This is a genomic window from Flavobacterium sp. DG1-102-2 (assembly GCF_033042555.1).
Taxonomy (GTDB): domain Bacteria; phylum Bacteroidota; class Bacteroidia; order Flavobacteriales; family Flavobacteriaceae; genus Flavobacterium.
Window position 1 is genome coordinate 47,731 of record NZ_JAWLIK010000006.1, and the last position, 25,690, is coordinate 73,420.

Annotated in this window: 24 protein-coding genes; 8 read left to right on the plus strand and 16 right to left on the minus strand. The window is 40.0% G+C overall.

Translation table 11 applies throughout. The features are described 5' to 3' along the window. Window positions 1-4 precede the first annotated feature (4 nt). Window positions 5-610, plus strand: a complete 606-nt coding sequence (locus tag R1T16_RS10255) for a DUF4230 domain-containing protein (protein ID WP_317501010.1) — start codon at window positions 5-7, stop codon at window positions 608-610. Here R1T16_RS10255 and R1T16_RS10260 read toward each other — a convergent pair. The 7 genes from R1T16_RS10260 to R1T16_RS10290 form a co-directional block, all read right to left on the minus strand. Continuing rightward, window positions 600-977, minus strand: coding sequence for a hypothetical protein (locus R1T16_RS10260; protein ID WP_317501011.1), 378 nt, complete (start codon window positions 975-977; stop codon window positions 600-602). The genes R1T16_RS10255 and R1T16_RS10260 overlap by 11 nt on opposite strands. After that, window positions 961-1,521, minus strand: a complete 561-nt coding sequence (locus R1T16_RS10265) for a LemA family protein (protein ID WP_317501012.1) — start codon at window positions 1,519-1,521, stop codon at window positions 961-963. The genes R1T16_RS10260 and R1T16_RS10265 overlap by 17 nt, the downstream gene beginning before the upstream one ends. Before the next feature lie 6 nt (window positions 1,522-1,527). Further along, window positions 1,528-2,625 (minus strand): hypothetical protein, encoded by a 1,098-nt coding sequence (locus tag R1T16_RS10270; protein WP_317501013.1) that lies wholly within the window; start codon window positions 2,623-2,625, stop codon window positions 1,528-1,530. Between the two features lie 94 nt (window positions 2,626-2,719). After that, window positions 2,720-4,480, minus strand: a complete 1,761-nt coding sequence (locus R1T16_RS10275; protein WP_317501014.1) for an aromatic amino acid hydroxylase — start codon at window positions 4,478-4,480, stop codon at window positions 2,720-2,722. A 306-nt stretch (window positions 4,481-4,786) separates the two neighbouring features. Further along, window positions 4,787-5,344, minus strand: coding sequence for a DUF4136 domain-containing protein (locus R1T16_RS10280; RefSeq protein ID WP_317501015.1), 558 nt, complete (start codon window positions 5,342-5,344; stop codon window positions 4,787-4,789). 61 nt (window positions 5,345-5,405) lie between these two features. Beyond that, window positions 5,406-7,394, minus strand: a complete 1,989-nt coding sequence (locus tag R1T16_RS10285) for a urocanate hydratase (RefSeq protein WP_317501016.1) — start codon at window positions 7,392-7,394, stop codon at window positions 5,406-5,408. Between the two features lie 64 nt (window positions 7,395-7,458). Further along, the gene (locus tag R1T16_RS10290) at window positions 7,459-7,635 is read right to left on the minus strand and encodes a DUF5522 domain-containing protein (RefSeq protein ID WP_317501017.1); all 177 of its coding nucleotides are present in this window, start codon (window positions 7,633-7,635) and stop codon (window positions 7,459-7,461) included. A gap of 28 nt (window positions 7,636-7,663) precedes the next feature. On the opposite strand from R1T16_RS10290, the gene R1T16_RS10295 reads away from it, so the two are divergent. From R1T16_RS10295 to R1T16_RS10305, 3 genes are all read left to right on the plus strand, one after another. Next, complete coding sequence (locus tag R1T16_RS10295; RefSeq protein WP_317501018.1) at window positions 7,664-8,005, plus strand: hypothetical protein; 342 nt, start codon at window positions 7,664-7,666, stop codon at window positions 8,003-8,005. A gap of 68 nt (window positions 8,006-8,073) precedes the next feature. Beyond that, window positions 8,074-8,559 (plus strand): DUF1761 domain-containing protein, encoded by a 486-nt coding sequence (locus R1T16_RS10300; protein WP_317501019.1) that lies wholly within the window; start codon window positions 8,074-8,076, stop codon window positions 8,557-8,559. A 48-nt stretch (window positions 8,560-8,607) separates the two neighbouring features. Beyond that, window positions 8,608-9,747 (plus strand): GNAT family N-acetyltransferase, encoded by a 1,140-nt coding sequence (locus R1T16_RS10305; RefSeq protein ID WP_317501020.1) that lies wholly within the window; start codon window positions 8,608-8,610, stop codon window positions 9,745-9,747. Here the strand turns inward: R1T16_RS10305 and R1T16_RS10310 are convergent, their stop codons facing one another. Continuing rightward, window positions 9,748-10,626, minus strand: coding sequence for a diacylglycerol/lipid kinase family protein (locus tag R1T16_RS10310; protein WP_317501021.1), 879 nt, complete (start codon window positions 10,624-10,626; stop codon window positions 9,748-9,750). Between the two features lie 65 nt (window positions 10,627-10,691). On the opposite strand from R1T16_RS10310, the gene R1T16_RS10315 reads away from it, so the two are divergent. Continuing rightward, the gene (locus tag R1T16_RS10315) at window positions 10,692-11,666 is read left to right on the plus strand and encodes an App1 family protein (protein WP_317501022.1); all 975 of its coding nucleotides are present in this window, start codon (window positions 10,692-10,694) and stop codon (window positions 11,664-11,666) included. 73 nt (window positions 11,667-11,739) lie between these two features. Next, a complete protein-coding gene (locus R1T16_RS10320) occupies window positions 11,740-12,036 on the plus strand; it encodes a hypothetical protein (RefSeq protein ID WP_317501023.1) in 297 nt (98 codons plus the stop codon). Window positions 12,037-12,067: 31 nt separating this feature from the next. Here R1T16_RS10320 and R1T16_RS10325 read toward each other — a convergent pair whose 3' ends face one another. Then, on the minus strand, window positions 12,068-13,975 hold the full coding sequence (locus R1T16_RS10325; protein WP_317501024.1) for an ABC-F family ATP-binding cassette domain-containing protein: 1,908 nt from the start codon (window positions 13,973-13,975) through the stop codon (window positions 12,068-12,070). 53 nt (window positions 13,976-14,028) lie between these two features. Here R1T16_RS10325 and R1T16_RS10330 point away from each other — a divergent pair, with 53 nt between their 5' ends. Then, on the plus strand, window positions 14,029-14,421 hold the full coding sequence (locus tag R1T16_RS10330) for a DUF983 domain-containing protein (RefSeq protein ID WP_317501025.1): 393 nt from the start codon (window positions 14,029-14,031) through the stop codon (window positions 14,419-14,421). Here R1T16_RS10330 and R1T16_RS10335 read toward each other — a convergent pair. The 7 genes from R1T16_RS10335 to topA form a co-directional block, all read right to left on the minus strand. Then, window positions 14,408-15,457 carry an FAD-binding oxidoreductase gene (locus R1T16_RS10335; protein ID WP_317501026.1) on the minus strand — a complete coding sequence of 350 codons (1,050 nt, stop codon included), beginning with the start codon at window positions 15,455-15,457 and terminating at the stop codon, window positions 14,408-14,410. The two genes, R1T16_RS10330 and R1T16_RS10335, sit on opposite strands and share 14 nt — an antisense overlap. Window positions 15,458-15,522: 65 nt before the next feature. Continuing rightward, window positions 15,523-16,449, minus strand: coding sequence for a gliding motility protein GldN (gldN, locus tag R1T16_RS10340; protein WP_317501027.1), 927 nt, complete (start codon window positions 16,447-16,449; stop codon window positions 15,523-15,525). A 46-nt stretch (window positions 16,450-16,495) separates the two neighbouring features. After that, complete coding sequence (gene gldM / locus R1T16_RS10345) at window positions 16,496-18,055, minus strand: gliding motility protein GldM (RefSeq protein ID WP_317501028.1); 1,560 nt, start codon at window positions 18,053-18,055, stop codon at window positions 16,496-16,498. 50 nt (window positions 18,056-18,105) lie between these two features. After that, window positions 18,106-18,738 carry a gliding motility protein GldL gene (gldL, locus tag R1T16_RS10350; protein WP_411162029.1) on the minus strand — a complete coding sequence of 211 codons (633 nt, stop codon included), beginning with the start codon at window positions 18,736-18,738 and terminating at the stop codon, window positions 18,106-18,108. Window positions 18,739-18,815: 77 nt separating this feature from the next. After that, on the minus strand, window positions 18,816-20,195 hold the full coding sequence (gene gldK, locus R1T16_RS10355; protein ID WP_317501029.1) for a gliding motility lipoprotein GldK: 1,380 nt from the start codon (window positions 20,193-20,195) through the stop codon (window positions 18,816-18,818). Window positions 20,196-20,344: 149 nt separating this feature from the next. Beyond that, window positions 20,345-21,499 carry a formimidoylglutamase gene (locus R1T16_RS10360; RefSeq protein WP_317501030.1) on the minus strand — a complete coding sequence of 385 codons (1,155 nt, stop codon included), beginning with the start codon at window positions 21,497-21,499 and terminating at the stop codon, window positions 20,345-20,347. Between the two features lie 5 nt (window positions 21,500-21,504). Beyond that, on the minus strand, window positions 21,505-24,021 hold the full coding sequence (topA, locus tag R1T16_RS10365) for a type I DNA topoisomerase (RefSeq protein WP_317501031.1): 2,517 nt from the start codon (window positions 24,019-24,021) through the stop codon (window positions 21,505-21,507). A 217-nt stretch (window positions 24,022-24,238) separates the two neighbouring features. On the opposite strand from topA, the gene miaB reads away from it, so the two are divergent. After that, window positions 24,239-25,687, plus strand: coding sequence for a tRNA (N6-isopentenyl adenosine(37)-C2)-methylthiotransferase MiaB (gene miaB / locus R1T16_RS10370; RefSeq protein WP_317501032.1), 1,449 nt, complete (start codon window positions 24,239-24,241; stop codon window positions 25,685-25,687). The last annotated feature ends 3 nt before the right edge of the window (window positions 25,688-25,690 follow it).

A 25,690-nucleotide genomic window follows, 5' to 3' on the forward strand; every position in this document is an offset into this window, starting at 1 on the left:
AAAGATGCTTCGTAAAATCATTATAGTAATAGCTGTAGCTGCCCTTATATTTCTAGCATTCCGCTACTGCGAATTTAAAAAAGACAATACAACAGAAATTGAAGAAACCGCATTGATTCAGGAACAGATACGCAACGTTGGCAAGCTTGTAGTTACCGAAGGACACTTCTCTGAAGTACTGACCTATAAAGACCAGCAAAAGTATTTTCTGGATATGATATCTGTTGAGAAAAAAGCACTTGTAATTGTTAACGCAGATGTTACTGTAAGCTATGACCTGAGCCAGATTCAGTATGATATTGACGAACCCAACAAGACCATCACTATAAAAAACATCCCTAAAGAAGAGATTAAGATAAGTCCCGACCTTAAATTCTATGATGTAAAACAAAACGGGTTTAATGAATTTACCGGCGACGATTACAACAAAATTAATGCTACGGTTAAAAAGAACCTGGCTAAAAAAATCGAAAAGTCTACTTTAAAAAACAATGCTCAGAACCGCCTTATAAGTGAGCTGTCTAAAATTCTTATCTTAACCAACACGATGGGTTGGAAACTGGAATATAACGGCAATGTAATCACTAAAGACCTTGACATTAAGCTTTAGAACCCTGGCTTTTTTTATTGATATGCTCAACACCTTTCATAAGCTGCCTGCGATTAAAGATGCAAAAGAACAGGTAGGTTAAGAACATCATTGCCCATATTATAAACATCCTTATCCCGGTTACATTTGAAAAAAGCAATATAATCATAGTTACAAATCCAAGTATCCATGATATGCCAAGTGAAAGATAAACCACATTGACAACCGGCTTTATACTTTTTTCTACCCCAAATTTTCTTAAAATATAGAGCGGCAGTGCCAATGCAAACATAAGCGCAGGAACGCCAAAAGCGGCCCAAATAACCATGATTTCAGGTTCATGTTCTATGGCACCCAGAAACTCGTAAAATTTAAAACTGAACTCCATTGTATTGTTTTTCCTGTTCTGATATCTCCAGCAGTGTTTTCTCTTTGTAGCCTAATAATTTGGCAAGTACAACCGGCGGAAACTCCGTTATCCCAATATTATACATAGTAACGCTTTCATTAAAAAACTCACGCCTGTCGGCAATCGCATTTTCAAGTTCAGAAACCCTTGTCTGCAATTGGGTAAAGCTTAGCGCCGCTTTTAAGTCGGGGTAATTCTCAGATACTGCAAAAATCGATTTTACCGCTTTGTCCATCTCGTTAGCAAGCACAATCTTCTCATTGGTATCTTTTGTATTGAGAAAACGGGTGCGGACTTCAGTAAGTTTCTCCAGAACCCCCGATTCATAGCTGCTATATTCTTTAACCACCTTAATAAGATTCGGAATCTCGTCGGCACGCTGTTTTAGCAACACATCTATATTGGCGAATGCCTTGCTCACATTAAATTTAAGCATAACAAGCTTATTGTACGCCGAGACAATAACACTTATAACCCCCACGACAACGAGGATGATAATTACTAATGATAATAGTGGATTCATATATTGTTAATCTAAAAAATTAAAGAGTCCGTCCAGTTTAAAATCGAAAGTGCTCAAATTTACAATCACTTCATTACCGCGTATTATAACAGGAGAAACAAGAATCAACGCTACAAAAAGCGCTAATGCTACCGAAAAGAACACAAACGAATTAAGCAGCGGCTTATATGTATTGTAATCGTTTACTTTATCAAACGGCGCAATACCAAATACATTTTTGATATCTTCATGCACCAGGACAGGAACATTATTTTCTTCCAACGATGCTTTGGCTATTATCAGCATATGGTCGTTCTGCTTAAGCAGATATTGCGAATACCGCTTTGAACCCGTTGAATAACGTCCGTCGAGGTCTATCCATATAAACTCAATCTTTTCGGGGTTTACTTTTATAGTTCCGGTTTCATCAGTAATATAAAAAGGGTTGCATACAGTCTCCGAAAATATTTCTGAATAGCTTGATTTGCCATCCTTATCGGTAGATATATCTTCAATCACATATTTGTATCCTATGCATTCTGTCTTTTCTATACGCGCCAATAGAGGCTGATCGGTTGCTACCTTACCCTCCACCTCCACAAGCCCCATAGCAAGAGATCTTATCTTTGAGGTAGGTAATATGCCCTGGTATTTTTTAAAGCGGTTTTTAGAGCTTGGCATCAGGCTGCCTAAAAATGCTATTGCAAAAATTATAATAAAGGCATAAGCGCCTGAAGAGATGAATATTATGCAAAAAACGACAACCCCGACACCTATGACGATTTTTTTCCAAAGCGGTTTTTTAGGCTTAAGGCTATTATAGCGTTTGGTTTCAGGATCCCCAATTATAGCCGAACGTATCATTCCAATTATAGCCAGCAAGAAAATGGAAGCTGCCATTACTAAAAGCGACAACGCCGCGAGACCGGGAATTATAAAATAAGAAACAATTAAAATTAAGGGATTAAGGACAAAGAAAAGCCACTTAGGGCGAAGGTTGACATTATATAAAGCCGTAAATATAACGGTATGAAAAATTGCCAGCCCCAAACTGAAGATTCCCATAAAGATTAGAAACGGCAATGGGAGATCCAGAGACAAGAATTCATCCAGAAATTCAGACATAAAATAAGGCTTCAAAATTTAAATAAATGTAAGAGTAATAAATGTAAGAATTACCGCTGTTAACAATTATTTAAATTTTGAAGCCAGATAGCAATTAGTTCACTCTTTCCTTTTCAAAAATAAGTTCAAGTCCGCCTTCAATAAGATGTGCTACTTCAGGGCGGCTCTTTTTAACTGTATCAAGATGCAGCATAACATCCTGTAATAATGCCTGATTATTATCACTATGAGCCAGTTCTGCAATCTCTACAGAGAGCAGCCAGTCATTTGTATGTTTTTCTTTAAGCGATGTAAAGGTTGCAGCAAGATCTGCATCGGCATGCTTCCCCTCACGGATACTTCTCACGTTTTGATAAAGTCCTTCAAGTTCTTCCCTTTCGGCAGATCTTTTGGCTTTAATGGTTTTGCTTGACGGCACATGCGTTATAAGGTCAAAACTCCTCACATCGGCAGGTCCTGAAAAAGCAGATACTACTTTTTTACCCACTGCCATATCATAAATACCCCATTCCGGCTGAAATAATACCGCGTCGTTATGCGTAACAGTGCAATCTTTAAAGCTTATCAGGATAATTTTACCCTGAATATTCCTTGTACCTGTTATGATTTCTCCTCTTACGGTAATATTACCTTCAAACTCAAGGGTTACGCGCTTGCCTTCATATATATCATACGCCATAAGGTCACGCGGACTCATGTCCTCCACCGAAAGGTTAATGCCCTTTAGCTTCCCTACCGGGCTGCCAAAACCTTCGGCATGATATGATGTTCCGTGGCCTACAAGTTCTTTTTCCCTGTAAGATAACGCCGTTTTACCTGTAGACTGAATGTAAACAGGCTTACCCTCGTTCTCAATAACATTTGTAAATACACCTGAAATCTGTATTCCGGTACTAAGCTCTATAGTGCCCAGCGCCTTAGATTTAATAAGTTTTTCTACGCTGCTAAGTCCGCCCGTGCGAAGCGCCATTTTATTAGCAAACTCTTCCAGCACAAGGCTGAGATGTGCAAAATCGGGCGTTACATAAAGTTGCGGCTGAGGCTTAGTAATGTCAAAACCCTGGTAAGCAGCCTCAATATCATAAGGAACTTTCTTAACATTATCGGTCATGCACCATGCGCTCTCACCAATAGACGACAGCAGTCCTGCGCCATATATTTTAGGATCTTCAACAGTTCCAATTAGGCCATACTCAACCGTCCACCAGTGCAGGTTTCGGATAAGCGCCATTTCAGAAGGTTCTGCAACATCATTCTGAAGTTCCTCTACGCGCTTTTCAATTGCGTCAATTTCATCCTGTGGAGTGCCTTCCGCTTCTTTTAATATCGATAGTAGCCTGATAGCTTCATAAATTTCATAATCTCTTGCAGATGAAATTGCTTTACAGCCTATTTCGCCAAAACGCCTTAAATATTCTGCATACTCCGGGTTGGCAATAATCGGCGCGTGTCCTGCTCCTTCATGGATAATATCCGGAGCCGGAGTATATTCTATGTGCTCTAGCTGGCGAATATCTGAAGCGATAACCAATACATTATACGCCTGGAATTCCATAAATGCATTTGGCGGAATAAATCCATCTACCGCTACGGCAGCCCAGCCTATTTCCTGTAGTATCCTGTTCATCCCGTACATACTCGGAATGTTATCTACCTCAATACCCGTCTTTTTAAGTCCTTCAAGATAAGAGCTGTGAGCCACCCTGCTCAGGTAGTCAACATTTTTACGCATAACATAGCGCCATACTGCCTGATTTATTGGCGTATAGTCAGAATAATCCTGAGGTTTTATAAACTGCCTTAAATGTGTTGGCAATTTGTCTATAAGCGGGTTGCTTTCAATAGGTGCATCCATAGTGTACAAAACAAAATTTACAAGGTAAAATTACGAAATTCTCACTTAACAATAATAAAACGTAAAATATATATTTTAATTACTGTGAATGTATACCAAGCGTTAAAAATACAGCAAGCATAAAAAGCAAAGCCACGGCTTTTTGACCGTGGCTAACAGAAACAAAGTAATAATTGAAATAACAATTGATTAAAACAGTAACTATATAACTCAACTGTTATAGGAATTATTATATTTCCTGTTAATTATTTTTTAAAAAAAGAAAGCCTGCTATTTCTAACAGGCTTTATATCTTCTATTTAAAACTTATTTTTTCTTTTGTGGAGGGAACTGTTTCATGATCTCTGAAACAAATTCATTGATGCGTTGTTGTTTCTTGTCGCGGTCCAGCGTCAATACTCCGGATCCTACTCCCTGCCAAACCAATTCTTTTTTGTTAGAATCAATAAGGTCAATAAAGAGCGTTCCTTCGGTAGATGTATTTACAGAGGTATAGTTACCTCCCCAGAAACCGGGACCACCCCAACCCCAGCCATAACCGCCGCCCCAGCCCCAGCCGCCTCCGTAACCCCATTGGTTTACGTTGACTTCTTTGTTGGCTTTAGTAAAAATATTCACTAACAGCGAAGGGTTTTCACTCTTTGTAAATCCCTTTTTCTGAAATTCGGCATCAATCGCATTGAGTATCCTTTTCTTATCAAGATCAGATATTTCCGCTTTTTCAATGGCTTTATCTAAAAACCCGTAGGTCTTATACTGGCTGAAATCGGCATTATCATCATAATCCGAATTAACCCTAACAGAACTGCACGAAGCCGCAATAGCGGTAATAAAAAGTAACGATAGCAATTTTACAGTCTTCATAATTTTTAAAAGTTAATGGTTCATAGCAAAGTTGGCCGCTGAAAATTAACCTTCTCAATTATCAGCCCAGCAAAGCGTCGTCTACACTATTAGGCAGCGTTACCTTAAGCAGCGGCTGAATTTCCATAGCTCTTTTTATAGCAAAAACAGCTTCTTCATTCCTCGCCCAGCTGCGTCTTGCAATACCGTTGTTAACATCCCAGAAAAGCATTGATTCTAAACGTCTTGCCGCCTCTGGTGAACCATCAAGAACCATACCAAATCCGCCATTGATCACTTCTCCCCAGCCCACGCCGCCGCCATTATGGATGCTTACCCAGGTTGCCCCTCTAAAGCTGTCGCCAATAACGTTATGGATAGCCATATCTGCAGTGAAGCGCGAACCATCATAAATATTAGATGTTTCACGGTAAGGAGAATCGGTACCCGATACATCGTGGTGATCACGGCCAAGTACAATAGCACCTATTTCGCCATCCGCGATTGCTTTATTAAAAGCATTTGCAATGTTTATCCTGCCCTGTGCATCGGCATATAATATGCGTGCTTGAGAACCTACAACAAGTTTATTCTCCTGGGCACCCTTAATCCATTTTATGTTATCCTGCATCTGCTGCTTAATTTCAACAGGTGCTGTTTTTGCCATTTCTTCTAATACAGATGCCGCGATAGCATCAGTTTTCGCTAAATCTTCCGGTTTTCCTGAAGCACATACCCAGCGGAATGGCCCAAATCCGTAATCAAAGCACATAGGCCCCATGATATCCTGAACGTAGCTTGGGTATTTAAAATCAATGCCGTTAGCTGCCATGATATCTGCTCCGGCACGAGATGCCTCAAGAAGAAAGGCATTGCCATAGTCAAAGAAATACGTTCCTTTAGCCGTGTGTTTATTAATGGCATCTGCCTGCCTGCGCAGTGATTCCTGTACTTTCTCTTTGAAAAGTTCAGGGTTCTCTGCCATCATTTTGTTAGACTCTTCTAATGTTATACCTACCGGATAATAACCTCCCGCCCATGGATTATGAAGCGAGGTCTGGTCGCTCCCCAGGTCTACATAAATGTTTTGTTTATCAAAAGCTTCCCATACCTCTACCACGTTGCCCTGGTAAGCTATGGAAACTATTTCTTTATTGGCTTTCGCCTCTTTTACACGTTGTACAAGAGTGTCAATATCAGTTATCACTTCATCTACCCACCCCTGAGAATGGCGCGTGTTTACCGCTTTAGGATTAACCTCTGCACACACCGTGATACAGCCGGCAATATTACCCGCCTTTGGCTGTGCACCACTCATACCACCAAGGCCTGAAGTCACAAATACTTTACCTTCCAGCCCTTCGCCGTTTTTAGCAATCTTTCTTCCGCCGTTCAGTACTGTAATTGTTGTACCGTGAACGATTCCCTGAGGGCCAATGTACATGTAACTACCGGCAGTCATCTGTCCGTATTGCGATACACCCAGCGCATTGAATTTTTCCCAATCATCCGGTTTAGAATAGTTAGGGATCACCATACCGTTAGTAACCACTACCCTTGGCGCTTCCTTATGCGATGGAAATAATCCCATAGGGTGGCCTGAATACATAACAAGTGTTTGCTCGTCGGTCATTTCGCTAAGGTACTTCATGGTAAGCCTGTACTGCGCCCAGTTAGAGAACACCGCGCCGTTACCACCATAAGTAATAAGTTCGTGCGGATGCTGTGCCACTGCATAATCCAGGTTATTCTGAATCATGAGCATGATTGCTTTTGCCTGGTTTGATTTTCCGGGATATTCTTCGATAGGCCTTGCATACATCCTGTAGTCAGGACGAAGGCGGTACATGTAAATACGCCCATATTTTTCAAGCTCTTCGCTAAATTCTTTAACCAACTCGGCGTGATCCTTAGCCTCAAAATAGCGGAGCGCATTGCGCAATGCCAGCTTCTTTTCATCGGCAGACAAGATCTCTTTACGTTTAGGTGCGTGGTTTATGTCCGTTTCATACGGTTTTGGTTGTGGTAAAACAGAAGGGATTCCTTCCTGTATTTGCTGTTGGAATGTCATATTTTAAGTTTTCAGTCGCAGTCGCAGTTTATAGTCTTGCTCAGTGCATTACTGAGACTGCGAACTATTTTTTAAATGTTCCTGTTTTTTTGTCGTATCCGTATGCGCAATGGCGGCAGCCGTTCTTACAGCAGTATCCGCGTTTTAAATGATATTTTTCGGTAAATACCTTGTAACCTTCAGGTGTAAGATAATAATCTTCACCTTCTATCAATTTATTTTCAGAATTTTGCCCGTTCATACGCGCAAATTTATGAACTTTACATTTAATGATAGTAATTGCATCTAAATATTTAATTCCGAAAGGATACACAGCCATGGCGCTTTTCCCTTTTATCATTTTACGCGATAAAAGGATGAAGACTAACTATAAGCTCATAAACCATGAACGCATCCATTTGCGCCAGCAGTTGGAGATGCTCATTATCCCTTTCTACATCTGCTATGTTACAGAATACTTTATGCTGTTAGCCAGATATAAAGACAAGCAGAAGGCTTACCACAACATCAGCTTTGAGCGGGAGGCATACAGCAACGACAGCGAACTTAATTATTTAAAAACCAGGCCGTTATTTAATTTCATCAATTACTTTCCAACTGATTCTAAATAAGATATTGTGTTATACAGTTCTCAAAAAAAATATACATTTGCTGTACCAAACACTAACAACAACAAACTATGACACCAAACTTCCTGACCATACTCGTGGCCGCATTATCAACCCTGCCCATAGGTTTCATCTGGTACAATCCTAAAGTTTTCGGCACCATCTGGATGAACGAAACAGGAATGACCGAAGAAAAAGCCAAAGGCGCTAATATGCTAAAGGTATTTGGACTTACCGTTCTTTTTGCTTTCATGATAGGAATGATCCTGCAATTCCTTGTAATACACCAGTACGGCGCGCTGGGTATAACAGGGGGAAATCCGTCAAAAGCGTTACCATCTTACACGGCATTCACGGCCGATTACGGAACAGCTTACAGGACTTTTAAACATGGTATGCTTCACGGTTTTATGACAGGACTATTTCTTGCGCTGCCATTAATAGGAATCAATGCGTTATTTGAAAGAAAAAGCTGGAAATACATACTTATTAATGGAGGCTATTTTATTGTATGCCTTACTATTATGGGCGGTATAATCTGTGCCTGGGAAAACTAAATCATCTCATGATAAATCTCCTGCGGGAGATTTATCGTTTATATACACATGCCAAACTTTTCTTTTAAATTATATACTGATTCCGGCACACTTCACGAAGACTGGGATACTATTGCCGAAAAAAATATTTTCCTGTCGCGAAGTTACCTGGCTATTTTAGAACAGGCAGCGCCTGAAAATATGCGATGCCATTTTATAGGCCTTTTTAAAGACAAACACCTTTGCGGCATTGCATTAGCTCAGTACATTAACCTAAGGCGCGTTAATACCTTTGTGAAAGAAAAACAGCGCTTTTGCCTGAAAGATTATCTCTTTAAAAAGTTCTCATCGCACATTATTGTTATTGGCAATAATACACTAACAGGCCAAAATGCATATCTTTTGAATAATGGCATTACCGAAACTGAGGCATTACATCTTTTCAGGGAAGCATTAGAAACATTGAAGAGAAACTACAGGAAAAAATGCATTTACATTAGCCTCCTGGCTATTAAAGATTTTAATACCGTCGAACTCCCCGATTTTAAAGCTGCGGGATACAAAGGGTATTACCAGTTTTGCACCCAGCCTAATATGATTTTTGACATACAAAACAACTGGGATTCTATTGACGACTACCTGGCTGACATTAATACCAAGTACCGAACCCAATACAACCGTGCCCGCAAAAAAGCAGAAGGTGTTGAAAAAAGGAAACTTTCTGAGGCCGAAATCAGACAACAGGGAGAAAGGATTCATGAGCTGTATATGACTGTTGCAGCCAATGCATCCTTCAGCACATTTCATCTGCCCAGAAATCACTTTGAAATTTTCAAGCTAAGTCTAAAGGACGATTTTCTGTTCTACGGTTATTTTTACGACGATAAGCTTATTGGCTTCAGTACGCTTATCCGCAACGGATGCGATATGGACACTTATTTTTTAGGGTACGATGACACCATTCAAAAAGAAAAAATGCTCTATCTGAATATGCTGTATGATATGGTTAGCTATGCCATTAAGAAAAAGTTCAAGCACGTCATTTTCGCCCGGTCTGCAATGGAAATAAAAAGTTCTGTTGGCGCACATGCCGAAGAAGTTTATGGAATGATCAAACACACAAATCCATTGCTGAATATTTTTATGGCAAGGCTATTCCCATATTTTGACCCAAAAATTGAATGGAAAGCACGCAGCCCCTTTAAATAATTAAGGTATTGCAACACGCATCTGCCTGTGCAGTATGTTTACAATCAGCTTTTGCTCCATACCGCATGATTCGCCATCAATCTGGAAAGAAACCGGCTTATTTGTTGTGATAACAGCTTTATCGGTAGAAATTATCTCAATGTGCTCGGCACTGTCTATAGGCATGTTACCTGCCAGTATCTTACCAATAAGAAACACATCAAGGCTTTTAAGTATAACGATCTCAAATTTGCCGTCATCCATGACACCTATCGGATTAATAGTCACGCCGGTACCATAGCGCTGGGTATTCGCGATAACCACCATTCGCGCTTCGGTTTCAATTATATCTCCGTTAGCCTCAATAACCGCATTAAAAGGAGTATCAAGATCAGTCAGCGTATTGATTGCCTGCAGCATGTAGCCCAGCTTTCCGCGAATAGTACCATTTTCATAATTATGTATAAGCTCGGCATTAACACCAATATCGCTTAAGTGCAGGCTCTTTTTGTCATTGATGCACACCATATCCATATCCATGTACTTATCGCCAAAGGCAATTACAAGGTTCTCCTGAAGATCGTTTGACAACTCAAGATCCACAGATAGCCCGTTAGCAGAACCTGCCGGCAAAACACCTATAATTACGTTGTGGTGTCCAATGGCTTCAGCTACCATTTTTATAGTGCCGTCACCTCCGGCCACCAGAACTCTTTCTGCTTTATTCTTCTCACAAAGTTCGCTAATTACTTCTTCGTCATCCTCTCCGGTAGTTTCAAAAACGATAAGCTCTACATTCTGCTCTTTGGCAAACGCTTCAACAGCACTTACTAATTCGGCCTTATCATTACCCCCGGAAATAGGATTAACAACCAATAAACATTTCTTTAAGGGAGTCATCTCAGTTTTTTTATTAAATTTAGATAAATTGAACTACGAAACTCTTATCAAATTTATAAATTTTCATGAAGCCCATCTTAAAACTATATCGCGGATATGCCAATGAAGGAGAACTGATCGTTTTTGGACACGTTTTTAAACCAAATACTGTCAGCAGTTATGAGTTTGAAAAGAAACGTTTTAAAAATGCCAAATCCATTATACGGATGTTCAGGATAAAGACCATCCCAAACGCCGCTGTATACCTTGAACTTAATGGAATAAAAATTCACACAAAAACCCTTGACGACGGTTATTTCAAGTTTTGCATCCCGCTGAAGGAAAAAGAAAACTTTGGCCACGGCTGGAATGATTACCACGTAAGCACATTCCATGAAGGGGAAGAGATCCGCGAAAAAGGAACATTCATAAGGCCCTACGAAGGCAATCTTGGATTCATATCTGATATTGACGATACTTTTTTGGTATCGCATACGCGTAATGCCTTTAAAAAACTGTATATCCTGCTTTGGAAAAATATAAATGACCGAAAAATATTTGAAGACGTAGTACCGCACTACCAAGCTTTAAGCACGGCAGGGCGCAATAAAAAAGATGAGATGAATGCCTTTTTTTATGTGTCCAGCAGCGAATGGAATCTCTATAAATTCATTGTAAAGTTTACCGAAAAACACCAGCTTCCCAGAGCCGTTCTTCTCTTAAAAGATATAAAGACCAGCCTCATGGATTTCTTTTTTACAGGGCGTGGAAGCCACGATCACAAATTTGACAAAATAAAGCATATACTGGAGTTTTATCCACATTTGCAATACACGCTTCTCGGCGACGATTCGCAGCATGACCCCTTTTTGTATGAAGACGTATGCAAGATATTTCCGCTGACAGTAAAGGCGGTGTATATAAGGCAAACCGGGCACCATAAAAAAGGAAAAGCATTGGCCGCCATTAAAAACATGGAATCCATGGGTGTTGCAGCCTGTTACTTTAAAGACAGCAGCGACGCCATTGAACACTCAAAACGCATAGGGCTAATTTCTTAAATTTTAGTTATTTGAAGAGGCAATACGCTGCAAATGAAGTACCTTTAAGCATAAACCAGGTAACATTATACACATGAAGAAACTAATTGTAATGTCAGGCTTAGCCATACTGCTTATGGCTTCCTGCAAAAAGAAAGAAGAGCCAGTACCTCCTCCACCGCCACCGGTAGAAGATCCTGCACCGCCCCCTGCTCCTAAACCCATGACGCAGACGCCTCCGGCAACTCCGCCACCGCCTCCGGTAGAACAAGACGGAACATCGGTAAGCGTAGGCAGCGACGGAATCAGCGTAAAAAACAAAAATGGCGAGGCCAAAAATAATGTTACCATTTCCAAGAAAAAGACAGAAATGGAATTCAAATCTAATTAATACTAAAAATGCCCGCAATTGCGGGCATTTTTTATGCGTTATCTATTTCTTCCTGAACATTCTCCCATTCCTTCATAAGGTTGTCAAGTTCTTTCTTCTTATTTTCATAAGCGGTAAAGAACGCCGCATCGGCCATTAACTTTTCATAATTCCCGGCCAGCAGTTTATCATCATGCTGTATTTGTTTCTCTACCTCTTTTATCTGGCTCTCTACTTTACTAAGCCTGTTTTGCAGCGATTTGCTTTTTTTCTGATCTTCATAGGAAAGCTGCTTTTTTTCTTTCGGAGTTTCTTTTACAACTACATCTTTTTTCTCTACCTCACGCATATTCTGCATATTGCGCTGCTCCAGGTAAAAGTTTATATCGCCAAGGTATTCCCTTATTTTCTGGTCTTTAAATTCGTAAACAATATTACTCATACCCTGAAGGAAATCCCTATCGTGAGACACAAGAAGGAGCGTGCCTTCAAATTTTTGCAGGGCAGCCTTTAAAACATTCTTAGACTTAATGTCAAGGTGATTTGTAGGTTCATCCATCACAAGCACATTTATAGGCTGTAGCAACAGCTTACAAAGCGCAAGGCGGTTACGTTCTCCACCCGAAAGTACTTTTACTTTCTTCTCAACATCATCTCCCCTGAAAAGAAAAGATCCAAGCATATCACGCACTTTAGATCGGTTAATATCAGTAGCTGCATCCTCCATAGTCTGAAGCAATGTAATTTCGCCGTCAAGGTATTCTGCCTGATTCTGTGCAAAATAGCCTAACTGTACATTATGGCCCAATTTTATGGTCCCTTCGTAATCAATATCTTTCGTAATCGCCTTGATAAAAGTAGATTTCCCCTGTCCGTTTTGTCCAACGAAGGCAATCTTGCTTCCGCGCTCTACTAGCAGGTCAATATCCTTTAAAATGGTTTTATCGCCATATTTCTTGGTAACATCTTCAGCTTCCACTACAACACGTCCAGGCGTAACAGATACCGGAAACGAAATATTCATTACAGAGTTATCGTCTTCATCAACTTCAATACGCTCTACCTTATCAAGCTTTTTGATAAGCGATTGCGCCATCGACGCCTTTGATGCCTTAGCCCTGAATTTTTCGATAAGCTTTTCGGTCTGCTCAATCTTTTTCTCTTGGTTCTTTTGGGTAGCCAACTGCTTTTCCCTAAGTTCCTGCCTTAGTTCCAGATACTGCGAATATGGTTTATTAAAGTCATACGCCTTCCCTAAAGATATTTCAATGGTTCTGTTAGTTACGTTATCAAGGAACATTTTATCGTGAGATACTATAACAACTACACCAGGGTAGTTCCTTAAGAACGATTCAAGCCAAATTATACTTTCAATATCGAGGTGGTTGGTAGGCTCATCCAGCAATAGCACATCATTGTACTGAAGCAGCAGTTTAGCCAATTCGATACGCATACGCCATCCTCCGGAGAAAGTATCTGTTTCCTTATCAAAATCCTCACGTTTAAAACCAAGCCCAAGTAATATCTTTTCGGTATCGCCCACGTAGTTATAACCACCCAGTATTTCATAATGATGTGTTACATCACTTAGATCTTCAATAAGCTGAGAATACTCTTCGCTTTCATAATCGGTACGGGTAACCAATTGGTGATTGATCTTGTCGATTTTTGCTTCAGCCCTCTTTATTTCTTCAAAAGCCTGATAGGCTTCTTCCAAAACCGTGCGCCCTTTAATGAAATCAATATCCTGTTTAAGAAACCCAAGCTTAATTTCCTTCTCAGTTGCAATGACGCCTGAATCATACTGCTGTTCTCCAGAAAGTATTTTTAGCATGGTAGATTTTCCTGCACCATTTTTGCCTACAAGGCCCACTCTGTCTCCGGCACCAAGCCTGAAAGTAACTTCCTCAAACAAATATGTCCCACCGAAAGAAACTGATAAATTATGTATATTAAGCATTATTCTTATGTCTTATTAAAATCGTAAATTTGTGTGTACCAAATTTTTTGCAAATGTTAAAAAAAGGATCCAAACTATATAGCATTTTAACAGGAACCTGTCCCCGATGCCATGAAGAAAGTATGTATTTAGATAAAAACCCGTTCAATCTGGCTAAAATCTATAAAATGCATGAACGATGCAGCCACTGCGGACAGCTTTATAAAATTGAACCTTCCTTTTATTTTGGTGCTATGTATGTTAGTTACGGCCTTGGCGTAGCCATTAGCATAGCAGCATTTATAATCTCATTTTCGGTATTTAAGACCAGCCTAAAAACCGCTTTTATCGTAATTATTGCATCACTGGTTATACCAATGCCTTACATCATGCGAATATCCCGGAACATCTGGATAAATTTGTTTGTAAGCTATGATAAAAACTGGAGAGAACTTAAGAAGCCTTAAAGCGCTGTAAGCCCACCTCACGCCTTACCGGTTCACCAGAACTGATTGATTCGTATAATTCCTTCGCCATTGAAGGGCCGAGCATAACACCCCTCGTGCCCAAACCGTTCAGCAAATGTACCCGCTTATGTAAAGGATGGGTACCTATTAAAGGTTTTCTATCCTTCACCGTTGGACGAATGCCAGCTAAATGCTCAAGAATTTCATAGTCACAATTGATGAGTTCATTAAGTTTTTCAACCAGCTCCTGTTTTCCAGCCTCAGTAGGAACAGCAGTTTTATCGTACCATTCGTAAGTAGCACCTACCTTGAAAATATCTTTCTTAACCGGGAGAATAAAAATGCTGGCATTAACCGCTACATCTAAATTTAATCCCGGAGCCTTAATTAGCAAAAGCTCCCCTTTTGTACCGTCCAGCGGCAAATATTTAAAAAACGGATTTGCATGGATACCAAACCCTTCAGCAAATATTATATCGCGCGCCACAATACCTTTATATGAAACGTAGTCTTCGTGTACAAAAAGCTCGTCGTAGCTGAATGCAGTTTCTAAAAAACAATCCTGCTCTAAGCCTTTAAGATAACTATGATAACTATCTAACAGAACCTGCGTGTCTACGTATCCTGTATGCAATACTTTACCATAGCCAAATGGCGCTGGCAGCCCATTATATTCTGAATGAATTATTTCCGGAAAAAGAAATGGTTCAAGCGCAGGTTTGTCGGCGGCCTGGAACCAATTATTCTGCTCTTCAACAGAAGCAAACTTCCTGTAAACGGGCAGCTGAAAATCAAACTTTACCGAAAGACGTTCTTCAATACGCTTATAAAAAGGAACCATATAGTCAAGATGTATCGCAGCATCCTGCGGCAGGCTAAACCTTTTAAGTACAACCGGATTATAAAGACCCGCGGCGACACGCGATGAATTTTGCGAATTATCGTTAATGACTACAAATGACTTGTCATTAAGAATAGCCGTTTCAGCAAAACTAATCCCTGCAAGTCCGGCTCCAATTATGATGAAATCTTTCATGATGTAAAAATAAAAAAACTCTTACCACAAGGGTAAGAGTTTTTGATATTTTGAAGATATAGTTCTTAGTAGTTCCACATATCCTGCTCAAAGTTACGTATCTTATCTTTGATACGTTCTGCCTCAAGCAATTGCATTTGTGAATTATCTCTCATATAATCCTCTATAAGTCTGTCTCCATAAACGTTTTCTTCTTTGACAATTGTAGCAGTAAAACGTCTTGAGTTAAGTAAGTGGTCAAAAGTAATAGGCATTGCAGAGTTTCTCTCGTTAAATGCTTTTGCTTTATGAAGCACGTCCCTGGCTCCAGGATAAAAAACCCAGAAAAGCTCGATTGGCTCAGCTTCAGACCCCTGCCTTAATTTAGTAAGGGCATCAACCGCCATTGGGCAAATTCCAAGAATCCTGTATTTCATCTCACCTTGTCTCTTGTCAAAGTACCATGTACCAACAATTTTATACTTGGTAACATCGTCTCCGGTCAGCTCAGATGTTGTATAATGCTCATCTGTTAATTTACCTTTTGCCTTAAGATCAGCTTCGGTTTTCCCGGGGTTCTGGTTCATGATCTCACGACCATAGTCGTTAAGTTCCTTGAAGAAGAAAACCTGTTGGATGTCGTCGCCTGTCTTTTTCAGGTTAAAGTAAGAGTCATCATATACTTCAGTTAACTGTCCATCTTTGATAGCAGTAATTAAAACACTGAATAGTGACCTTCTATCGCCTCCTATATTATCCTCAGTAGGAAAATACATAGGAAAGTTGATTCTCTGGTCAAGATCGATTACCTCCCAAACTTTTCTGGCAAGCAAAACATCCCTATCTCCCACATAACCGTATGGTAGAGGCTTATCATTATCTAATGAGTCCTGCTCTGCGGTTTTTTTACCTATTTCATCCGGCGTTTTAGCATTTAGCAGGTTAGACTGTGCGAAAGACGTAGTCACACCAGCAAAAAACAAAGCCGCTAATAAAAAATTTCTGCTATTCATTATTTTAATTTTATACTGTAAAAGAAAAACGTTCTTTTAAATCAAATTATTGTATCTCCCAAGTGAAAGATCCTGATTTTGGAGGTAAGTATCCGTTAGCTCCAACGATTTTAGTTTCGATTGAGCTGATTACTACCACCTGACCTCTTGATGTCTTAGCTATAGCAGCTAAAGCCTGAGGGCTAAATCTGTTACCCTGGCAAACCATCGTTCCTGCTCCAGGCACGTATACCTCAAACGAAGAAACACTAGTTTGTACTTCAAACACGAAGTCAGGGAACGCAACATTAACTGTAGACGAAGCAAGGTCATTCTTGTTACCTTTCATCGAATTACGTTTACCTCTTAGTTCCGGTACCGGAGCAGGAATTCCACGTACGTTAAATGTTTTCTTAGATGTCACTGAACTACCGTCAGGAAGCTTACCAACAACAGAGATTACCGCTGTAGTACCAGAAACACCAGTAACATTCCAGTTATATTTTCCAGATCCTGTACCTTTTCTAAAGTTACCTGTAGCAGAAGCTGTCACATTGTTATCAGAAACACCTGCAAACGAAACAGTCATTGGGTTTTCAACACCACGGTAAACAGAGTTCATTTTATCTGCAGATATAGTAGCTTCATTAGGCTTAGGAACAACAACATAATTACCTTCGATAGGAATTTTAACTTCTTTTTCATTTTCCATGAAAACGAATTCACCTTTGATATTTTGCTCTCCTACTCCACCAGCATTAACTTTAAATTTAGCCTGGCCACTTTCCATAGTAACACTACCTCCTGAAACTGAAACCCTTGTAGGAACAGTAGCATCATCATAACGACCAAGAACAACTCTACCTGTAACAGCCTCACCTGAAAAAAATGCCGATTTATCAGTTACAACAATAGCTTTATATTTGTTCATAGATGTAGCATCAAGAGCAGCTTTACCTAAAGCAATGTTATAAACATTTGCCTCAATAGTCTTAACATTATTCTGCAGAGCAGAAAGTTTTGTTAAAGACGCAATTGAAGGGAAACCTTTATAGTGGTAATCTAAATATTTTTTAGTTACACCCTCACCATCTTTGATATCAGCAGTACTAAACTTCTTGTCAACTTCAGCAATAATACCACGGTATTTGTTCGCCTCATTTCCAAAAGCAGCTTTAATATCAGCTTTATATTTATCAAAAGCAGCTACGATTTCTTTTCCTTTTTTAGAATAACCATCTCCTTCAAACCACTGCTCATCGATTTTATCACCTTTATCCATTGCTTCGTATGGTAATTTACCATTTTCTCTTTCAATGTCTTTAGTAATATCTCCTTTAAGAGATTCGATGTAAGCGTTAAAGTCCGCAGAAACAGTTTTTATTTTATCTGCAATCTTCTTAGCAGCTCCATATTGAGCAGAAGCTTCGCTTGCTTTAAGAGCTAAAGCATCATAAAGATCTTTGTTACTCTTTGTAGCCTCTACATTAGAAGACTCAAATTGTTCGTTCATCAAGCCAAAAGCAGATAATACTTCTTTTGACATGTTAAGGGCCAACATTGCGATGAAAACCAGATACATCAGGTTAATCATCTTTTGCCTAGGGGTTAATTTTCCTCCTGCCATTTCTAATTAGTTCTTTTGTTTTAGTGTTAAAATTATATAGTAACTAATTATTAAGCTCTGTTACCCATTGCAGAAAGCATACCACCGTAAACATTGTTTAGAGAAGCAATGTTTTGAGTCATGCTCTGCATTTCCTGTTTAAGTTTAGCCGCGTTATCTGCGATTTCTTTGTTAGCTTCAGCGTTACGAGAAGCGCTTTCTAACTGTACTTTGTAAAGGCTGTTCAGAGACTCCATTTGTGCTGCAGCCGTAGACATTTCTTCACTGTATTTTTTCTGAGAAGCGATAGAGTCAACTGTAGGAGCGATTCCTTTAGCAGCAGATTCAAAGTTTTTGATGCTGCTTCCAAGGCTTTCCATAAGAGCGCCATCAATTTTAGCTTCTTTCAATAGGTTGTCAAGTTTCTGAGAAAGTAAACCTTGTGCTTCAGTTGGGTTTTCTTTTTTAACCTCTTTTTTCTTAGCATCACCACCAGCAAGCTCAGGGTAAACTAAAGACCAGTCAAGTTCTGTGTCCGGTGCATCAAAAGCAGAGATTGCGAAGATGAACGCCTCAGCGCCAAGACCCACGATAAGCATCGCACTTGCTCCAGGCCAGTGCATAAGTTTGAATAGAGCTCCAACGATTACAACTGCCGCTCCAAGACCATAAGCCATGTTCATAACTCTTTTAGGTAGTGCCATAATAAAATAATTTTTAGTTTTTAGTTAAGTTAATTAATTTTAAATATTCAAAAATTCGAGTTGGTTACTATAATAGATTAGTTATTCCCTGTGTTTTGAGTTCCCATAAAATCCTGTACTGTCCTGAATCCGATGTAGCTTCTTGCAGAGTCAGCATATTCCCAATCCCTTGTACTAACCTGTAGGAAGTAAGCAACGTCTTTCCAAGATCCGCCACGTATAACTTTACGTTTGTTAGCCTGGTCAGGAACGTTAGGGTTCATCGTAGAAACATATTCGTAAGAAGATGCATCATAAGAAGAATCTGTCCATTCAGAAACGTTACCGGCCATATTGTAAAGGTTATGATCGTTAGGATCAAAAGAGTTAGCCTCTACAGTATAAAGAGCACCGTCAGCAGCATAATCACCTCTGTTTGGCTTAAAGTTAGCTAAGAAACAACCTCTGTCATTTTTAGCATAAGGACCACCCCAAGGGAATGTAGCCGATTGAAGACCACCTCTTGCAGCAAATTCCCACTCAGCTTCAGTTGGCAAACGGAAAGAGTTGATCTGCTGTTTTCTTTTAGCTTTTTGGTATGTATTCTTGTTAAGCGTTCTCCAAGCACAGAAAGCTTTAGCTTTTTGCCATGTAACACCTACAACAGGATATTCTCCGTAAGCCTCATGCCAGAAATAATCATTATGCATTGGCTCATTATATGAGTAAGCAAAGTCTTTAATCCACACTGTAGTATCAGGATACACCTCTACTTTTTCATGTTTCATGTATTTACTTCTCTTAGCCCTAGAGTTTTTTGTAGACTTATCTTTAGCAGCAGCAGAGATATCCATCCATGAATAGCTGAATACTAATTTAGAAACATCAATAGTTCTTTGACCATTGTATGATTCTGACTCAGGCAGATACATAGAATCCATAACCTCTACATAGTACTCATCCGGATATTTTTGCGGATCAGTGATAAGCTTAGCCTTGTGATTAAGCTTTCTACCTGCGTAGATATCATCATCTGTACCTATGCTATAGTAATTCTCATACATATATTTATCATAAGCAGACTGATCTTCGGTAGCTTCCTGATCTTTGAACGCAAATTCTCCAATACCTCCTGAACCCGGTTTCTGCCCCTGCTCATCTGCAAGGATAGCCAGCCTGGTTCTGATTGTAGAATCTTTAACCCACTGAACAAACTGTCGGTACTCACTATTGGTAATTTCCGTTTCGTCCATGTAAAAAGAACGAACAGTTACCGTTTTTGTAGGAGCATCCTGCACATTAGCTAAGTCGTCGTCAGACTTACCCATGATGTAAGCACCACCCGGAATCAAAGCCATACCATAAGGTTTTTCAGGCCTCCACTTTCTGCCTTTAACTCCTACCAGTTCCCCTCGGTCACTGGAACCACAGCTGATTAAAAATGATAAAGTTGCTGTTAATGCAATGAACTTCTTCATAAAATTGGGTTATTAATGTAATTCTATTTTTAAGGGCGTAAACCTATTTATTTATTTTCAAAAAAACAATTTTTTTACTAAAAAAACCTAAACAAAAAGTAAACTATTGAATACTTCTCTCAAAACACGTCATTTTTCTAACAAAACTGTTAAATAATGTTTTTTCTTTGTGCTTTCCATAATCTTTCAGGGTACTCACCATCTGTCGCAGCTAAATAATCCTGATGATTACACGGTAATAACGTATTCCTTTTTAGTTTATTGTTAAAGTTTAACGAATATGGCACTTCAATCCACCATCTGTCCGTTTTATCGCTTTTATAAAAGATGAGTTCTTCATCTTCTGCGGGAACAATATATTTAATATAATTCTCTTTACTACCAAAAGGATATTCGTTAGAACGATAATGCACACCCTCTATAAAGTACCACATTACCTGTGCAATCAATGCCGCTTCCTGACGTGAATCATCGTGGTTAAAAATCCCCAGCGAAGTTACCTTGTCACTTATCCCGGCATAGCGTGCTAATGTACAAATTTCTTTGCCATCAAAACCATTTGGTATAAATTTAACAATATTTCCCGAATCACTGGACTTAACTGCCGTCATATCAACACTTACAATATCTGCATCTCTAAAAACAGGTTCTGCAATTGCAGGATTTCCGCTCACTTCTCCTAACCTGAAAGCGTCAAAATACAACTTTTCCACAAGATCAATCTCTTCCTGGGAGTTGTAATACGTCTGGTAACCCAGGTTACTATAATTAAACAGATTATTCGGTTCGTCTAAAATCATTCTTGTAAGGTAAGACGTAGCAGAAAGCTCATCCTCCTGGCTACCAAAATCAAACTTACTGTCGATGGCTACAAAATTAACCATCTGCTCCAGCTTATCATAAGCACGGTAAAGGGCATACGATAAGTCCTGAGAACCACCTATAACAATTGGCAGCACACTTGCTTTAACAAGTTCTGCTACAATGCTTTTAAGCGCAAAGTAAGTATCCTGCTGCGATTCTCCCGCTGGTATATTACCCAAATCTGCAACTGTTTTATCCCAGTTACCCGGAAAAAGGCTATAAAACTCTTTTCGGATATAATTAAGATGAATATGGTGCTCCTTTTTATCGAAAGACCCTCTGTTATCTAAAACACCTATAACCGCGATTGCAGCAGTTTCCAGATCAGGAAAATGCCCGTCAGTATGAAAATCGGTTTTATGCCCGAGCGCCTGTGCAGACCCTCCGGCAATAAACTCTGCCAACCCGGCGTCTATCGGCTGTAAAAAATCAAATACCATCTATATTATTTCTTTTTAGCTGTAGTTTTCTTAGCAGGTGCCTTTTTAGCCGTTGTTTTCTTAGCGGCAGTTTTTTTGGCCGGCGCTTTTTCTTCAATCAGAGCCTTAACCTGATCCAGAGTCATTTTAGATGCATCTACGTCTTTATTAAGTTCGATCTTAGTTTTTCCCTTAAGGATAACCGAACGTCCCCAGCGTGCTTTCTCCACACGGATCCCTTCGTCTTCCCAGTTATGGATAACCTTATCGATATCTTTCTGAAGCTTGTCCTCTATCAGCTCATTAAGGTCTGATTGCGTAAGCTTGTCAAAATTATATTTTTTACTTACATTGATGAATATGCCATTCCATTTAATGAACGGACCAAAACGGCCCACCCCTTTTTGAACAGGTTCATTCTTATATGTACCAATAGGCGCATCTGCCTGTTGTTTTTCCTGAATCAGCTCTTTTGCCCTTTCAAGTGTAACATCGAGCGGGTCCTCGCCTTTTGGAAGCGATATAAATGCTTTCCCAAAACGTACATATGGACCAAAACGTCCATTATTAACCTCTACCTCTTCCCCGTCATGAGTTCCAAGGTTTTTAGGCAGAAGGAACAATCCGAGAACTTCACCTAATGTTATCGTTCCTATGTTCTGCTCCTGAAGAAGACTTGCAAATTGTTTGTTTTCATCATCGGCATCGCCTATTTGTGCCATCGGGCCGAATTTACCCAAACGGACACTTACCGGTTTGCCTGTTTTAGGATCTGTACCTAAAATACGCTCACCGGATTCTCTTTCAGCATTTTTCTCAACATCCTGAACTGTCGGATGAAAATGGCCATAGAAATCGCCCATCATCTTTGTCCAGTCCTCGTTGCCGGAAGCAATCTCATCAAAATCCTGCTCTACCTTAGCGGTAAAGTTATAATCAAGGATCGTTTCAAAATGGTTAACAAGGAAATCGTTAACGATGATCCCGATATCTGTAGGCACAAGTTTACCTTTATCAGAGCCTACATTTTCATGCAGTTCCTGTTCTGATACAGCACCTGCTTTTAAAATCATCTGTTTGTACCTTCTCTCCTGCCCTTCAAAACTACCTTTCTCAACATAATTCCTACTGATGATGGTAGAAATTGTTGGCGCATATGTAGACGGACGGCCTATTCCAAGCTCCTCAAGCTTTTTAACCAGAGCAGCCTCGGTATATCGTGCAGGTGGTCTTGAAAAACGCTCTGTAGCGGTAATATAATTATTAGTAAGTTTTTCATTTACCCTTAATGCAGGCAGCATACCTTCTTGCTCTACATCTTCGTCATCACTTCCTTCAAGGTACACTTTAAGGAAACCTTCAAACATTAGCACCTCGCCCGAAGCTGTAAATAATTCTTTATGGTTATTTGCTTCAATTTTCACATTGGTACGCTCAAGCTGGGCATCACTCATTTGAGATGCTACCGTTCTCTTCCAGATAAGATCATACAACCTAGCCTGGTCACGGTCGATATTTACACCATGGCGCGACATATCTGTAGGACGGATGGCCTCGTGAGCCTCCTGTGCACCTTTGCTCTTGGTTGCAAAATTTCTTGGCTTGCTAAATTCTTTACCGTATGACCTGATGATCTCAGCCTCGGCAGCAGCCATTGCATCCTGCGAAAGGTTAACACTATCAGTCCTCATGTAAGTTATAAGTCCGGCCTCATACAAACGTTGCGCAAGCATCATCGTAACACCTACAGGGAAATATAATTTCCTTGCGGCTTCCTGCTGAAGTGTTGACGTCGTAAATGGTGCAGCAGGCGATTTTTTTGCCGGTTTGGTCTCAAGGTCTGACACCTTATATATAGAACCAATATTTTTATTTAAGAAATCCTGGGCTTCCTGTTTTGTAGCAAAGTTTTTAGGAAGTTTTGCTTTCAGCGATTTTCCTGCTTCGTTTACAAACTCTGCAGTGATGCTGTATGAGGCTTCCGATTTAAAATTTTGTATTTCGCGTTCGCGTTCTACAACTAAACGAACAGAAACAGATTGTACACGTCCGGCTGAAAGTCCGCTTTTTACTTTTTTCCAAAGTACCGGAGACAATTCGTACCCCACAAGCCTGTCTAATACACGACGTGCCTGCTGGGCGTTAACAAGATTGTAATTGATATCCCTTGGGTTATCAATCGCTTTAAGGATTGCAGTCTTAGTGATCTCATGAAAAACAATACGTTTTGTTTTCGACTTATCAAGTTTCAGTTCTTCCGCCAGGTGCCACGCAATTGCCTCACCCTCGCGGTCTTCATCGCTCGCGAGCCAAACCATATCGGCCGATTTAGAAAGATCCTTAAGTTTCTTTACCAATGCTTTTTTGTCGGGTGATACCTCATATTTCGGCTTAAAGCCATTCTCTACATCCACCCCAATTTCTTTAGACGGAAGGTCGGCTATGTGCCCATAACTGGACTCAACCTGGTACCCCGCACCCAGAAATTTTTCAATGGTTTTTGCCTTTGCAGGCGACTCAACGATCACTAAATTCTTTGCCATATTGCTTTTCTTTGTGTGGCAAAAGTATATGATTTTTTTAAATATTGGTTTTTTACTCATTTTTTTAAAACAACTTTTATGAAATCCACACAATATATTAAGGTGTAAAACATCTAAAATTACATTCAGAAAACTTTGTTTCTAAAGCTGTCATCTTGTCATAATATTGAATTAAATACTATCTTTGCCACCTGAATAAGCACTACAGAAGTGAATTATGGAAAAGATTATAGAAGAAAGCAAACAAGGGCAAAGCCTTGTTTTAGAACAAAAAGAAGGAAATACAAAAAAACTCTTTATCGAGAGTTATGGCTGCCAGATGAATTTTTCGGATAGCGAAATTGTAGCTTCTATTCTTGCTAATGAAGGTTTTAACACTACCCAGAATATTGAGGAAGCCGATCTTGTATTGGTAAACACCTGCTCTATACGTGATAAGGCAGAGCAGACCGTACGCAAAAGGCTTGAAAAATATAACGCGGTAAAAAAAATAAATCCGGGAATGAAGGTGGGCGTTTTGGGCTGTATGGCCGAACGTCTTAAAAGCCAGTTCCTGGAGGAAGAGAAAATAGTAGACATGGTTATAGGCCCTGATGCCTACAAAGACCTGCCTAACCTTTTAAAAGAGGTTGAAGAAGGCCGCGATGCCATTAACGTTATCCTATCCAAAGACGAAACCTATGGAGACATCTCTCCGGTACGCCTTAACAGCAACGGGGTTACCGCATTTGTATCAATCACCCGTGGTTGCGACAACATGTGTACATTCTGCGTAGTACCGTTTACCCGCGGACGTGAGCGCAGCCGTGAGCCGGAAAGCATTATGGAAGAAATTGCCGACCTGCATAGTCGCGGTTTTAAAGAGATCACGCTTTTAGGCCAGAATGTTGACAGTTACCTTTGGTACGGCGGCGGATTGAAAAAAGATTATGTAAAAGCATCTGAAATGCAAAAGGCTACTGCCGTAGATTTTGCTCAGCTATTAGACAGGGTCGCTGCAACATATCCCAAAATGCGTTTCAGGTTCTCTACCTCTAACCCGCAGGATATGCACCTTGAAGTAATTGAGGTTATGGCAAAACACCATAACATTTGTAAATACATACATTTACCGGTACAAAGCGGAAGTACCCGAGTGTTAAAAGAAATGAACCGCCAGCATACCCGCGAAGAATATATGGAACTAGTAGATAACATCTACCGCATAATTCCTGAAATTTCTCTTTCGCAGGATATGATAGCCGGTTTCCCTACAGAAACTGAGGAAGACCACCAGGATACGCTTACGCTGATGGAACACTGCAAATATGATTTCGGGTTTATGTTCGCCTACAGCGAGAGGCCTGGAACACTTGCGGCACGTAAACTGGAAGATGATATTCCTGATGATGTAAAAAACCGCAGGCTTACTGAAATCATTAATCTTCAGCAAAAAATGGCATTGGAACGCACACAGCGTTTTATTGGTCAGGCAGTAGAAGTACTTATCGAAAAAGAATCTAGACGTTCTGACGCACACTGGAGCGGAAGAAACTCACAAAATACAGTTGTAGTTTTCCCAAAAGGGGATTACAAACCGGGTGACTTTGTAAACGTACTGATTACAGAATGTACATCTGCCACGCTTATTGGCGAGGCGGTTGGATATAGTGAAATCATGAGCTAACAT